Genomic DNA, 13,041 nt, shown 5'->3' with positions numbered 1-13,041 from the left:
TAAGGGTGTCAGGGCGTCGTGTGCCGGTGAGTGCGCCGGACCCAGCGCCGCAGTTCATCGGTGCCCCAGACGAGGACGGGGAAGGTCGCGATGAGGGCGACGACGTCCAGCGGCAGGGCGGCGGTACCGAACAGGCCTTGCAGGGGCGGCGCGTATACGAGGGCTGCCGTGAAGGCGAGCTCGAAGGCGATGCCCGCCAGGAGCAGGGGGTTGGTGAACAGACCGATGTCGCGCAGGGCAGCATGGTCGGTGCGGGCGGCGAAGGCGGTGCCGACCTGACAGGTGACGATGCCGGCGAACGTGGCCGTGGTCGCGGTGATGTACGCGTGGTGCAAAGGGCTGCCCGTGCCGGTGGGGTCGCCCGGGTGCCAGCCCGCGCGCCACAGTACGTAGAAGAACGCGCCCATGACCAGGACTGCGGAGACGGTACCGAGGTAGCCCCAGCTGCGGATGAGCATGTCTCGGGAGATGACTCCTTGCGAGCTCGGGCGGGGCGGGCGGCTCATGGTGCCCGGCTCGGCTCGTTCGCGGCCGAGGGCGAGGGCGGGGAGGGTCTCGGTGCCGAGGTCGATGGCGAGGATCTGCAGGACGGTCAGCGGAAGCGGGACCGTGCCGGCCGACAGCGCGAAAACCAGGAAGGGAACGACCTCTGGGGTGAGGTGGGCGAAGATGTAGACGATGAACTTGCGGACGTTGTCGTAGACGCGGCGGCCGGATTCGATCGCGGTGACGATGGTGGCGAAGTTGTCGTCGGTCAGCACCATCGTGGACGCCTCACGGGCCACGTCCGTGCCGGAGAGTCCCATCGCCACTCCGATGTGGGCCCGGTGCAGGGCGGGGGCGTCATTGACCCCGTCACCGGTCATGGCGACGATCTGCCCGTGTGCGCGCAGGGCGTCGGCCACCTTCAGCTTGGTCTCGGGTGAGGAGCGGGCGAAGACTACTTCGGCGTCCGACGGTGCGAGGAGCGCGTCGAGTTCGTGGTCGCCGATCGACTCGGACTGTGCCACCACCTGCAGACGAGGCAGGCCGATGCCGACTTCGCGGGCGACGGCCGCGGCGGTGGCGCCGTTGTCGCCGGTGACGATGTGCACGCGGAGTCCTGCCTCGTGGCAGCGCCGGACGGCGGCGGCGACTTCGGGACGCGGTGGGTCGTACAGGCCGACGAGCCCGAGCAGGCGGAGCCCGGTCTCCGCGTCCTGGCGACGGCTCGGCACCTCGGCACCGGACGGCAGGGTTCGGACGGCGACCGCCAGGACGCGCATGCCCTCGTGGGCGAGTTCCTCCGCCGCGGCGGCCGCGGACCCCGAACTGCCTTCCAGGGTTTGCAACACCGTCTCCGGCGCGCCCTTGACGATGACGCGCAGACCGTGCACGCCATCGGTATGGACGACGGACATCAGACGCAGCCTGGGGTCGAATCGGAAGAGTGCCCGGCGCCCGGTGTCACGGCCGTCGAGGTCGACGGGAGCAGCGTGGGCGGCGGCACCTTCCACCAGAGCCGCCTCCGTCGGGTCGCCGCGAAGTTCGCCTTCCTCGTCCCGGGTGACGGTCGTACACAGCGCGCTGGTCCTCATCAACTCTGCGTCCCAGGGGCCGGGCTCCCTTCCGTGCTCCGGCGTCCACACGGCCTGGAGTCGCATGCGGTTCTGGGTGAGGGTTCCGGTCTTGTCGGTGCAGATGACGTTGGTGGAACCGAGTGTTTCGACGGCGCTCAGGCGTTTGATCACCGCTCCTTGGCGGGCAAGGACGCGTACGCCGACGGCAAGGGCGAGGGTGATGGTCGGCAGCAGCCCCTCGGGGACGTTGGCGACGAGGAGGCCGATCGCGAACATCAGGGTGTCGGTCAGCGGCAGGCCCACCGCGACACCGGCGGCCAGGAACACGCCGCCCATGGCGACCGCTACGGCGGCGATGAGCCAGGCGACCTTCTTGACCTGCTGTTCCAGGGGGCTGGGGTCGCGTCGGGTGCGCTGACTCAGTGCGGCGATGCGGCCGAGTTCCGTGTGGTCTCCGGTGGCGAACACGATCGCCCGGGCCTGGCCCCCGGTGCAGACGGTGCCGCTGAACACGAGGTTGGGTTCCTGCAGCAGCGGTGCTCCGACGAGTCCGGGGCCGGCGATGCGTTCGGCGGGGGTGGACTCCCCCGTCAGCATCGAAAGGTCGACCTCGATGCCACCGTCGGTCAGCCGTGCGTCGGCGGGAACCTTGGCGCCCTCTTCGAGAACGGCCAGATCGCCCGGCACCAGTTCTCTTGCCTCCACCGCCGAGGGCCGGCCGTCCCGGATCACCAGGGCGTGCTCGGGCAGGTATTTCGCGAGAGTCTCCACCGCCTGTTCGGCCTGCCGTTCCTGGAGGAGCGCGAACCCCGCATTGACGAGAACCACGGCGATGATGGCCCACCCGAGCACGGGGATGCCTGCGACGAACGCCAGCGCGGCGGCCGCCCAGAGCAGCAGGGCCAGCGGGTGGACGAGCTGGCGGACCAGTTCGCGTCCCAGAGAGGTACGGGCCTTGCGGCGGACCTCGTTGGGGCCGTAGACGGCAAGGCGGCGGGCCGCCTCGCGTGCGGAGAGTCCACTCGGCCCGGTGCCGAGCTCGCGCCTCAGAAGCGGCAACGGTTCAAGAGGGTCGGGGCTCGGGGGCAGCCCGCCCGCCGGGGACGGGGGCCGGGTGGCTGCCTCAGTCATCGCCGGGTCCCTGTTCGCGCCCCAGCCGGCCGGACCAGCGCGGCTCCACGGCTTCCCACTCGTGGTCCCACTGGGCCAGGGTGCGGGTCTCGACGAGGAGCAGACGAAGGCGGACCACTGCCCCCGAGGCCAGGACGAGCAGGCCGAGGGCTCCGACTCCCGCCGCTGCGGCCGTGAACGCGCGTTGAGCTTCGGACGAAGGTGCCTGCGCTTCCGTGCCCGCGTCATCGACCCAGATCGTGACCGGCCGGCCTGCCGGTGTGCCGAGCGGGACGGAGACCGTGCCGGAGTGCTGGTGAGCGGCCGGGTACTCCCAGACGGCTGGAGCAGCCACCCGCGAGTTGCCGCTGGAGCGGCTGGAGAGCGCGCGCTCCGCGGAGCCGACCGTCGTTGCCCCGATCTGGTGCCGGTGGCGGGCCGTTTCCCCCGCAGTCCGGCTTTCGGAGTTCCAGACGGCCGTCGTGACGACGGCGCCGCAGAGCAAGGCGCTCAGGAAGGACAGTACGAAGACGACGTTCCAGCGGCGCCGGGTCCGGTCGACCGGCCGACGCAGCTCGTTCGGGCGCCCGTCGAACAGCCGACGCACCAGGCCGGCTCTCGCCGGGCGCGATCGCGTGGGCCCGTCTCCGGGCGTGCCGGCCTCGGACATCGTGCACCTCCGCGCTCTGATCCTGCCCGGCCGCTCAGCGGGGAGCGGCGAGTTCGGCGCTGATGTGGTGGGCCCACGTCCGGATCCGCTCGGGATTGCGGAAGTCCCCGCCCTTGCCCGCACGGACCATGGTCCGGGCGATGAGGCCGGGCGTACTGGAGGTGAGGCTGCCGCCGAACGTGACGTGCTCGCGTGCGCCGAGGCGCTCCATCTCCCGGGCCACCGCCGGCACCGGCGCGATGTCGTGCTGCTCGGCGGAACTGTCGACGGGGCCGCTGCTGAACAGGTAGACCGGGCGGTGCTTGAGGAGGTGCTCGTTGCGTTCGGCGCAGCGCTTGGCCTTGCCGCTCCAGTGCCCGGCGTACAGGGCGCCGCCGAGCACCACGGCGTCGTACCCGCGTACGTCGTCCACGTCGTCGGCGGGGACCACGACGGCGTCGAGGCCGTCCTCACGCAGGGTCCTGCCGATCTCGGAAGCGATTCCGGCGGTCGCACCGTGCTTGGTTCCGTAGGCGACCAGGACGCGCTTGGAAGTCATGGCGACTCTCCGTTGCTCTCTGTTTTGGTGCGCTTGAGCGCCTTCACGTGGTGTCTTCCTTCACTGTCGTGAGGGGGACGGCTGCTCCGCTTGGGGCCATCGGGTCCCGGATGGGGCCGTTCGGCCCTCCCCGTACCGGGCCGGTTCGGCCGTGGCCACGTGCTGCTTGACCGCGGCGAAGCTGTCCGGGGCGACGGAGATGGAGTCGATGCCGGTCCTGACCAGGAACTCGGTGAAGGCGGGGTCGTCGCTGGGACGCTGGCCGCACAGCCCTACCGGGCGGCCGGCGGACTGGGCGCGCGGGACGAGGCTCTGGATGCTCCGGGTAACGGCCGGGTCGGTCTCGTCGAAGACGTGGGCGAGGGCTTCGGAGTCGCGGTCGACGCCCAGGGTGAGCTGGGTGAGGTCGTTGCTGCCGATGGAGAAGCCGTCGAAGCGTTCGGCGAAGTCCTCGGCCAGGATGACGTTGGCGGGGATCTCCGCCATGACGTACACCTTCAGCCCGTTCTCCCCTCGCCCGAGGCCTTCCTCGGCCATGACCTCCAGGACCCGGTCGGCCTCTTCCAGGGTCCGGCAGAAGGGGATCATGACGATCACGTTCGTCAGGCCCATCTCGTCGCGGACCCGGCGCAGCGCCCGGCATTCGAGGGTGAATCCTTCCCGGTATCCGTCGCTGTAGTAGCGGCTCGCGCCCCGCCAGCCGATCATCGGGTTGGCCTCGACCGGCTCGAACGGCCGGCCTCCGAGGAGGCGTGCGTACTCGTTGGTCTTGAAGTCGCTGGTCCGTACGACGACGGGGGCGGGCCAGCGGGAGGCGGCGATCCGGGCGATGCCGTACGCCAGGCGGTCCGTGAAGTAGCGTGTGCGGTCGAGGTAGCCCTCGGTGAGTTGATCGACGGCGCAGCGGTCGGCGTGGTCCAGGCGTTCGGGGTGCAGCAGGGCCATGGGGTGGACCTTGACCTGGTGCGCCACGATGAACTCCAGCCGGGCCAGGCCGACGCCATCGGCCGGCAGGCGCCACCATCGGAAGGCGGCGGACGGGTCGGCGAGGTTGAGCATGACGTGCGTCCGGGTGACGGGAATGTCGGCGAGGTCCGTCTCGGTCTCCTCGTAGGCGAGCAGCCCGTCGTAGACCTTGCCGCGTCCGCCTTCGGCGCAGGAGACGGTCACCTTCTGTCCGTCGTGCAGGACGTGGGTCGCCCGACCGGTGCCGACGACGGCGGGGACGCCGAGTTCGCGGCTGACGATCGCCGCGTGCGAGGTGCGGCCGCCGTGGTCGGTGACGATGGCGGAGGCACGCTTCATGATCGGTTCCCAGTCCGGGTCGGTGATGCCGGTGACGAGCACCCCGCCGGACGGGAAGCGGTCCAGGTCGACGGGCGAGTCCAGAACGACGACCGGTCCGCTGCCGATGGCTTCGCCCACGGCGGTGCCGTCCACGAGAGCCGTACCGGGCGGGGCCGTCAGGCGGCAGCGGCGCAGGGTGGAGGCGGCGCGGCGGGACTGTACGGTCTCGGGCCGGGCCTGCACGATCCACAGGTCTCCGGTGAGGCCGTCCTTGGCCCATTCCAGGTCCATGGGGCAGCCGTAGTGCCCTTCGACGGTCAGTGCCCAGTCGGCGAGGAGGCGGACCTCGGTGTCGGTCAGGACCCGCTGCGAGCGCTCCTCGGGGGTGGTGTCGACCGTCCGGGTCAGTCCGTGCTCCGCGTAGACCGCCTTCCGTCGCTTCGCTCCGACGCGTACGTCGATCAGCGGGTCCAGCTCCGCGGCCTTCAGGCTGGGCTTGAAGACGGTGTACTCGTCGGGGTCGACCTGCCCGCTGACGACTGTCTCACCCAGCCCGAACGCCGCGCTGATGACGATGACCTCGGGGAATCCGCTCTCGGGGTCGAGGGTGAAAATCACGCCGGCGCCGGCCAGGTCCGAGCGGACCATGGTCTGGACGCCGACGGAGAGGGCGACCTGGAGGTGGTCGAAGCCCATCCGCTCCCGGTAGTCGATGGCGCGGTCGGTGTAGAGGGACGCGTAGCAGCGGTGCACCGACTCCAGCAGCCGGGCGGTCCCGCGCACGTTCAGGTACGTCTCCTGCTGGCCTGCGAAGCTCGCCTCCGGCAGGTCCTCGGCGGTGGCGCTGCTGCGTACGGCGACCTCCGGGTCCGCGTGTCCTTCGTCGCGCCCCAGCTGCTCGTACGCGGAGACGATCTCGGCCCGCAGCCCGGGGGGCAGCGGCTCGGCGAGGGTCATCGACCGGATCGCGGCCCCGACCTCGTCGAGCGCGGCGCCTTCGCGCAGGCGCGCGATCTGTTCCTCGATCCGCCCGCGCAGTCCGTGTCCGTCGAGCAGCTCTCCGTATGCGTCGGCCGTCGTGGCGAACCCCGGGGGGACGCGCACACCGGCACCGGCCAGGTGGACGGTCATCTCCCCCAGGGAGGCGTTCTTGCCCCCGACACCGCCGACGTCCTGTCGGCCGAGTTCCGCGAACGGAATGACGTGCCGTGTGCTTGCCATGACGACCTCCGGACTCAGTACGGGAGCGGGCGGCCGGACGGCGTGCGGAGGTCCAGCGGCGCGGGCTTGTGGGGCTGCTTCTGGTGGGGCTGGATACGGATGCGCTGCATCGCGGCCACCTCTTCGGGAAACGGAGCCCGGATCGGCATCCGGCTTCCACGATCACGCCGGGAGGTGACTGTGCCGCAGTGCCGAGTGGGACAGCGGCAAGGGGCCGACCGGTCCGCACCTCGGAGGGGCCGACCTGCCCATGGCGGGCCGGGCAGGGGACCACAGGGCTCATGCCCGACAGGCGCAGGACTGTACAGACGGCGGCATGTCCGAAACGACCACCGCCGACGTCTACGAGGCGACGATGGCGGTGTCGTGCCTGCGAGAGGGTGTGGCGCTCCTGAACGGTGTTCACTGGTCAGCCGGCTTCCATGCGGAACCACCTCTGCCGACCTGCGGGCAGGTCCGCGGTCACGCCGTCGGGCAGGCACAGGGGAAGGGGAGGCGCTGTTCGGGATGAGGGGACCTCGATGCCCAGCTTTCCTGGGACGAACCGGATATGAATGCCGCGGTGACCCAGGCAGTCGACGGTGAAGGTGCAGCGCGGCACCTCCCGGAGCGGGACGGGGTCGGTGCGCAGTCCGTCCGGGCCGACCTCGAGCCCCACGATGCCCCGTTCGATCAGGTCGAGGGTGCCGGCCATGGCTCCGAGGTGGATGCCTTCGCCGGTGGTGCCGCCCTGGATGTCCATCACGTCGCCGAGCAGGGCTTCCTCGCAGTACCGCCAGGCGTCGGGGCCCTTGTGGCGGGCCAGGACCCAGCCGTGGACGAGACTGCTGAGCGTCGAACCGTGGCTCGTGCGCTGCAAGTAGTACGCGACGGTAGCCCGCCAGAGGTCATCGTCGAGCCGGTGGCCGAGCCGGGCGAAGATGTCGTGCAGCTCGTCGGGGCGGAAGAGGTAGCCGAGCATGAGGGTGTCGGCCTGCTTCGACGCCTGGTAACGGTTGACCGTGTCGTCCTCGGACTCCAGGATCCGGTCGAGGCGGCGGATGTCCGTGTACCGGGCGCGATAGGCGTCCCAATCCAGCTCGGCCAGATCGCCGTAGCCCTCGAACTGGCTGATGACGTCGCCGTGCAAGGGGACGTGAAGACGGCGTGAGACGTCCTCCCAGCGGTTCAGCACCTCTGTGTCGAGGCCCAGTTGCTGCTCAAGTTGCCGCATGCGCGTCCTCGGCAGCTCTGCGGCCAGCTCGAGTCCGCGGGCCAGCACCCATGCGGCGGTCACGTTCGTGTAGGCGTTGTCGTCGATCCCGGGAGTTGCGGCCCCGGGGTAGGCGTCGTGGTATTCGTCCGGGCCCACGATCCCGCGGATCCGGTAGCGCTCCCGGTCGGTGTCGTAGTCGGCGACCGCTCCCCAGTAGCGGGCGACGCTCATGATCAGTTCGGCGCCGGGGCCGTGCAGGAAGCCGGTATCACCGGTGGTCTGCGCATATCGCCAGACGTTCCAGGCGATCGCGGAGCCCACATGGCGCTGGAGGCGGGAGTGGTCCGGCAGCCAGCGGCCGGAGCGCGGATTGAGGTGCAGCTTCTGCGTTTCCTCGTGCCCCGAACTTGCGCTCTGCCAGGGGAACATCGCGCCCGGTCGCCCGGCCCGCCGCGCTGCGGCACGGGCTGCGGGCAGGCGCCGGTGGCGGTACATGAGCACGGCGCGTGCCACCTCGGGGAGGTGCAGGGTGAGGTAGGGGGTGACGAACAGCTCGTCCCAGAAGACATGGCCCCGGTATGCCTCTCCGTGCAGCCCTCTGGCGGGTACGCCGACGTCGAGCTCCGCCGTGTGCGGGGAAAGGGTCTGCAGGACGTGGAAGGCGTGGAGGCGCAGGATCCGGCCGGCCTCGCCGGGCACCTTTACCTCGCCTCGGCACCACAGGTCTTCCCAGGCGGCCTTGTGGCCGGCGAGCGCGGTCGCGAAGTCCGGTGCGCGTGTGACGTGTTCGACCGCAGACGTGAGCGGATCGCCCACGGGTCGGTCCAGCGAGCTGTATAGGGCGGCCGACTTGAGGACGACGACGGGATGTCCGCGGGAGATCGGCAATCGGAAGGTCTGCGCGGTCGCCGCCTCCGTGCAGCTCAGGGTCACGGCGGCCAGGGGGCGGGAGGATGTGCGTACCGCGATGCCGATCCGGGTGCGGAGCGATGTGGTCTCGCAGGAGAGCCAGGCGATGCCGTCCGCGCCGACGCCGGCACGGTGGCCGGTGAGGTGGCGCCCGTTGAGGGCCCGGTACCGCGCGACGCCGGCATTGGTGACGTCACCGTCGAGTACGGACTGGATCTCGATGGTTCCGCGCCATCCGGACGCGCGGAAGGTGGTCTGCTGGGCGGCGAGGTAGGGGTCCGCCATGTGAACGAGTCGGGTGTGGGTGACGCCGAGTCGACGGCCGTCGCCGTCCTGGAACAGCATGCGGCGGGTCAGGGTCCCCGCGTGCAGGTCCAGAACGGCGCGGTGGTGGCGCAGGCTCGGGTCGTCGGGAGTGAGCCACTCCCCCGCCGGCCCGCCCTCCGGCAGGCACCGGTAACGCACCCGGGTCCAGTCGGGGAGGTTGACCATGTCCTCGTTGCCGACCTGCTTGCCGGCAACCTGCGAAGGGAGCCAGTTGTAGCAGCCGGCCGCGTAGGTGCCGGGATAGTGCACGGCGTCGGCGGGTGATTCGGGGGCTGCCCCGCGCGTGGCGAACCGGCCGTTTCCCAGCGTGCACAGGGCCTCGACCACCCGCTCCGTCTTCGGGTCGTAGCGGTCGAAAGTCCAGGTCCACGCGGTATTCACGGACACGCTCCGGCAACGGATTCGACGACGGCGGTGCGGTCAGGGAGCACGACATCTGCGCCGCGATCCCTCAGGTTCGCTGCGGCAGACGTGCCGCCGGACCGGTCGAGGCCGATCACCGGGCAGAGGAGGACCCCGTCGGTGTCCTGGACGACGGCGCGCACCCGGCTCACTGCCGGATCACCCGGCGCCCGGTGATCCGGATCGCAGTGACCTTCATCCAGTGGGTCCGCGGACCGCCGGCCCAGGGCAGCGAGTACGAGACGGCCTCGAGCCGGCCGAGTTCCTCCGCATCGGTGACGCCTTCTGCCTCGCCCACGGCCATGACGCTCCAACCCAGGCGCGTGACGTCGTCGATACGGTCGACCTCGAAGGCCACTTCCGTCCCGGCGGCTCGCGCGAGCACGGCGTCACCCGAGGTCCTGAAGGCGATGTCGCGGCCCGCCACTACGTAATTGACCGGGAAGATCGCCGGACCATCCGGGGTGAAGACGGCGATCCTGCCGACGCCGTGCGTGGAAAGCAGCCGCCGGCACTCACCGTCGGACAAGTCGACCAGCTCAGCGTCCCGCACGGCCGTTCCTCTGCCGGGCGGGTACTCCGTCGTCGCGCCGGAGAGTTCCGCGGCCGTCGTCCCCAGCGCGTCGGCAAGTCGCAGCAGGGAGCCGATCTCCGGCGCTGCCGCGTGTTCCTCCAGGTAGGTGATGTACCCGCCGTCAGCCCCGCAGCGCTCACCCAATTGGTCCCGGGTGAGGCCGAGTTCCTCACGGCGCATGGCGATCCGCCGTCCGAGGTCCGTGCGGCCGGCCGGCGCCTCCGCGGCGCCCGGCCTGTGTTGGGTTCTGCTCATCGTCTTCACGTCCTCTCGGTGTCACGGCCGGGTGGCCGGGACGGTGACGGCGTCGTGCCGGGCCCCAGCGAGCGCGACCTCGAGCGCGCCGGTGTCGCCGACACGGTCTGTGCCGGCGATCGTGTGGCCCAGCACCCGGCCGCCGCTCCCGCAGCACTGGCCCGTAGTGGCCCTCACGGCAGAAGCGGGAGCAGCCGCAGGCCGGTGTCACCGCCAGGCTGAACCGGACTCGACCGGCCGCGCATGGGCCGATCGGTCCCCTGCCGGGGCCTGTCGGCCCCCTGCCGGCACTTTCACGCGGTGCAATGGTGAGAACCGGATCCCCTTACCGAAGGGAGGGCGGGTCATGTCCGAGACAGCCCCACACCCCGCTGCCACCTCACCCAGACCCGCACTCCTGCGGTTGCTCGGTGCGGTACGCACGGTCACCGGCAGCAAGTTCCTCGTCGAGAGCGACCACGCCCGCATCCTGGTCGACTGCGGGCTCTTCCAGGGTTTCGCGGACCTGCGCCGTCGCAACTGGGAAAAGCCCGGATTCGATGCCTCCGACCTCCGCGCCGTGGTCGTCACCCATGCTCACCTGGACCACTGCGGCTATCTGCCGCGCCTGGTCCGGCACGGCTTCCGTGGTCCGATCCTGAGCACCGCCCCGACCGCCCGGCTCGCCGAGATCGTGCTCCGTGACAGCGCCCGCCTCCAGATGGAGGCCGCCGAGCACGCCAACAGCCACGGCTGGTCCAAGCACCGCCCCGCCAAGCCGCTCTACGATGACACGGACGTCGAGAACACGCTGAAGTTCTTCGACCCGGTCGAGATCGGCAGCGAGATCGAGATCATGGCCGGAACGAAGCTGAGGCTGCACCACGGTGGGCACATCCTCGGCTCCGCCTGGGCCCACCTGACGCTGGAGGACGGCCACACCCTGGCCGTCAGCGGCGACCTGGGCCGTCCCGGGCACCCCCTGCTGCTGCCCCCGGAGCCGTTCTCCGGCGCCGACGTGCTGCTGATGGAGTCCACCTACGGCGACCGCCGCCACGACCACGCGACGGCGCGGCGCGAGTTCGCTGCCGTGATCGCCAGAACGCTGTCGCGCGGCGGAACCGTCGTCATCCCGGCGTTCGCGATCGATCGGACCGAGGTCGTCCTGCACGAGCTGGCCGAGCTGCGCCGCGACGGCACCCTGCCCCGGGGCGTACCCGTCTACGTGGACAGCCCCATGGCCCTGGCCGCCCTGAACGTCTACCGGGACGCCCTGCGCTCCCACTCTCCCGAGCTGCGGCCCGACGTCCTGGCCCGGGGCGAGGCGGCGTTCAGCCCGGAGCCGTTCCTGGCCGCCCGTACCGTCCAGGAGTCGATCGACATCAACAACACCACCGGGCCGGCAGTCATCGTCTCCTCCGCCGGCATGGCCACCGGTGGTCGCGTCCTGCACCACCTCCACCGACTCCTGCCCGACCCCCGCAACGCCGTCGTCATCGTCGGCTTCGCCGCCGCAGGCACCCGGGCCCGCGACCTCGTCGACGGCGCCCGCACCCTCAAGATGTTCGGCGAGTACATCCCCGTACGCGCCAAGGTGGCCGACGTACCCCACTTCTCGGCGCACGCGGACGCCGACCAGATCATCGACTGGCTGCGCGCCGCTCCGCCCCCGCACACCACCTACCTCGTCCACGGCGAGGAGACCGCGGCCGGGACCCTCCGGGACCGCATCGACCGCGAGCTGGGCTGGACGGCCGTCGTACCCAAGCCCGGGGAGGCCGTCCTGGTCCGCTGACCCGGGCCGTACGGGCCCTGCGGTATGCACCGCGAGGCCCTTCCGCACCCCGAGGACCGGCGCGAGCCTGAAGGGGAAGGGCTGGAGGCACACCATGACCCACATGAACACTCTCCTGGACGAGATGGAACCCGAACCGCGTGAGGCCCTGCTCGCCCACGCGCACCGCGTGGACATCCCCGCCGGAACCCGCATCTTCAAGGAACGACAACGGGCCGACATCGAGAACGGCACCGTCGACCTCGACCTGCACGTTCCCGGGCACAAGGCCGCCGTCATCGACACCCTCGGTTCGGGAGATCTCCTCGGCTGGTCCTGGATGGTCCCGCCCTACGCCCGGCGCCTGGGAGCCGTCACCACCCATGCCGTCCGCGCACTGGAATTCGACGCAGAGGCCGTACGGAAGCTCTGCGACGAGAACCCCGCCATGGGCCGTTGCATATCCACCGCTGTTGCCGCGGTCATCCCCCGTCGGCTCGACTCGTCCCGCACCCGGATCCTCGACCTGTTCGCACCCCACCACAGCAACATGCCCCTCGCCTACGCCCGCTGAGGACCAGCCATGCCCTCCACCCCGTACACCGTCAACGACGTCATGACGAAGACCGTCGTCAGCGTCACGCCCGCCGCCGAATTCAAGGAGATCGCCACCGCGATGGAGCGCTGGAAGGTCACCGCGGTCCCGGTCATCGAAGGCGAAGGCCATGTCGTCGGCGTCGTCTCCGAGGCCGACCTCCTCACCAAGGAGGAGTTCCACGAACACGGACCGAGCCTCATCGAGCAGATGCGCCGCCTCGGCGACACCGCGAAGGCCGGATCGGTCCGTGCCGAGCAGCTGATGACGAGCCCGGCCGTCACCATCCGCCCCGACGCCACGCTCCCCCAGGCCGCCCGCCTGATGGCCGACCGCCGCATCAAGCGTCTCCCGGTCGTGGATGCCGACGGCACTCTCCTCGGCGTCGTCAGCCGCGCCGACCTCCTGAAGGTCTTCCTTCGCGCCGACGACGACCTGGCCGCCGAAGTCCGCCGCGAGGTCGTCGAGCGCCTCTTCCCGCTCTCTCGCCGTGACATCACGGTAGACGTGACGCACGGCGTCGTCACCCTGAGGGGAACGACCCGCGACCCCCACCTCATCCCCGTGGCCACTCGCCTCGCCCGGGCTGTCGAAGGCGTGGTCGGTGTGCACTCCCGCCTCGAAGGCCCCGCATCCCCCTGACCGC

10 protein-coding genes are annotated in these 13,041 nt (G+C 70.8%); 3 read left to right on the top strand and 7 right to left on the bottom strand.

From position 1 onward, the window contains the following. Positions 1-8 precede the first annotated feature (8 nt). From OG373_RS37305 to OG373_RS37275, 7 genes are all read right to left on the bottom strand, one after another. The gene (locus OG373_RS37305; protein WP_405443184.1) at positions 9-2,690 is read right to left on the bottom strand and encodes a cation-translocating P-type ATPase; all 2,682 of its coding nucleotides are present in this window, start codon (positions 2,688-2,690) and stop codon (positions 9-11) included. Then, positions 2,683-3,276, bottom strand: a complete 594-nt coding sequence (locus OG373_RS37300) for a hypothetical protein (protein WP_405443182.1) — start codon at positions 3,274-3,276, stop codon at positions 2,683-2,685. The genes OG373_RS37305 and OG373_RS37300 overlap by 8 nt, the downstream gene beginning before the upstream one ends. Positions 3,277-3,373: 97 nt before the next feature. Beyond that, positions 3,374-3,877 carry a flavodoxin domain-containing protein gene (locus tag OG373_RS37295; protein ID WP_405443181.1) on the bottom strand — a complete coding sequence of 168 codons (504 nt, stop codon included), beginning with the start codon at positions 3,875-3,877 and terminating at the stop codon, positions 3,374-3,376. A gap of 60 nt (positions 3,878-3,937) precedes the next feature. After that, positions 3,938-6,385 carry a phosphoenolpyruvate synthase gene (gene ppsA, locus OG373_RS37290; RefSeq protein ID WP_405443180.1) on the bottom strand — a complete coding sequence of 816 codons (2,448 nt, stop codon included), beginning with the start codon at positions 6,383-6,385 and terminating at the stop codon, positions 3,938-3,940. 409 nt (positions 6,386-6,794) lie between these two features. Beyond that, positions 6,795-9,197, bottom strand: coding sequence for a glycoside hydrolase family 65 protein (locus OG373_RS37285; RefSeq protein ID WP_405443179.1), 2,403 nt, complete (start codon positions 9,195-9,197; stop codon positions 6,795-6,797). A 169-nt stretch (positions 9,198-9,366) separates the two neighbouring features. Beyond that, positions 9,367-10,047, bottom strand: a complete 681-nt coding sequence (locus OG373_RS37280) for a helix-turn-helix domain-containing protein (RefSeq protein WP_405443177.1) — start codon at positions 10,045-10,047, stop codon at positions 9,367-9,369. Between the two features lie 21 nt (positions 10,048-10,068). Next, a complete protein-coding gene (locus OG373_RS37275; protein ID WP_405443176.1) occupies positions 10,069-10,224 on the bottom strand; it encodes a hypothetical protein in 156 nt (51 codons plus the stop codon). Positions 10,225-10,393: 169 nt separating this feature from the next. Here OG373_RS37275 and OG373_RS37270 point away from each other — a divergent pair, with 169 nt between their 5' ends. The 3 genes from OG373_RS37270 (at position 10,394) to OG373_RS37260 (ending at position 13,037) form a co-directional block, all read left to right on the top strand. Beyond that, a complete protein-coding gene (locus tag OG373_RS37270; protein WP_405443174.1) occupies positions 10,394-11,821 on the top strand; it encodes an MBL fold metallo-hydrolase RNA specificity domain-containing protein in 1,428 nt (475 codons plus the stop codon). A 103-nt stretch (positions 11,822-11,924) separates the two neighbouring features. Next, a complete protein-coding gene (locus OG373_RS37265) occupies positions 11,925-12,374 on the top strand; it encodes a cyclic nucleotide-binding domain-containing protein (protein WP_405443173.1) in 450 nt (149 codons plus the stop codon). A gap of 9 nt (positions 12,375-12,383) precedes the next feature. Then, the gene (locus OG373_RS37260) at positions 12,384-13,037 is read left to right on the top strand and encodes a CBS domain-containing protein (RefSeq protein WP_405443172.1); all 654 of its coding nucleotides are present in this window, start codon (positions 12,384-12,386) and stop codon (positions 13,035-13,037) included. Positions 13,038-13,041: the final 4 nt, after the last annotated feature.

This window comes from Streptomyces avidinii (assembly GCF_045161815.1).
Classification (GTDB): Bacteria; Actinomycetota; Actinomycetes; order Streptomycetales; family Streptomycetaceae; genus Streptomyces; species Streptomyces avidinii.
The sequence above is the reverse complement of the archived record's forward strand: the minus strand, read 5'-3'. Positions and strand labels throughout refer to the sequence as shown.